Genomic DNA, 1,059 nt, shown 5'->3' with positions numbered 1-1,059 from the left:
AGATTTTTATCTGATAGCCGCCGACGGCGCGAATGTCCGTAATCGCGGCGCGGGTCGCGGGCGGCGGAATGACGGAGGAACTGTCGTCGCGGCTGTGCAGCCCCATAGCCGTGCGGTCTTCGTTCGTTACCGGCGCGAACTTGAGGTATTGCGCCACAAAGGGGCGGATAAACGCGGCCGCCGACTTGTGCGCGTCGTTTTTTGCCTCCGTGTCCACCGCCGTATGCGCGCCCAGCGTCGCCGCGCGCGGGAGCATCATCTCAAGCCGCAGCGGGAGTTCTTTGTCTATGATTTCGCGGGTCGTTGCGCTCCACTTCAGCACGGGGTATTCGGCGCCTTCCAGCAGCAGGTACCCGCGCTCGACCAGCCGGTCCGTGACGGCGCGGAGCCGCTTCGCGCTCGCGTCCTTCATAATGCCGTAGGTGCTGAGCGTGTCCAGTTTTGCGCCGAGCAGTTTCGCGTTCCTGCTGCCGCGCAGAATGTCGGCGAGTGCCGTCTTGCCGAAGCTTCGCCCGCGTTCGGCGGCACGGTACACGCACGAGATGATTTTCTGCGCGTCGAGGGTAACATCGCTCGGCTCGAAATGCGCGGCGCAGTTCGAGCACTTGCCGCAGTAGCCCGGCGCGGCTTCGCCGAAATAACGCAGAATGAACGCGCGGAGGCAGTCCGTCGTCGTGCTGTAGAACGTCATCTGCCTCAGAAGCTCAAGGCTGCGCTGCTTCTGCGCTTCCGCCGTTGCGCCGTCGGGCGACTCCCCGCCGTCCCCGTGTCCCGAACCGCCCCTCTCAATAAGGAACCTGTTGAGCCTGACGTCCTTGCCGGAATAGAGCAGGACGCAGTCGGCGCGCTCGCCGTCGCGCCCTGCCCGCCCCGCTTCCTGACAGTAGCTCTCTATGTTTTTGGGCACGTTGTAGTGCACGACGAACGACACGTTCGGCTTGTCTATGCCCATTCCGAAGGCGTTCGTTGCCGCCATGACCGTCTTCCGGTCGCACAGGAAATCGTCCTGATTGCGCTTCCGCTCCTCGCCGGGCAGCCCCGCGTGGTAGCGCGTCGCCG

The 1,059-nt window shown here is 64.4% G+C and carries 1 protein-coding gene; it reads right to left on the bottom strand.

Annotation, left to right across the window (positions count from 1 at the left end; all coding sequences use genetic code 11):
* Positions 1–1,059, bottom strand: a 1,059-nt coding sequence (locus AWU74_RS05980; RefSeq protein WP_187150889.1) for an RQC domain-containing protein, incomplete at both ends; no start/stop codon positions are given.

The organism is Treponema endosymbiont of Eucomonympha sp. (assembly GCF_001028545.1).
The sequence above is the reverse complement of the archived record's forward strand: the minus strand, read 5'-3'. Positions and strand labels throughout refer to the sequence as shown.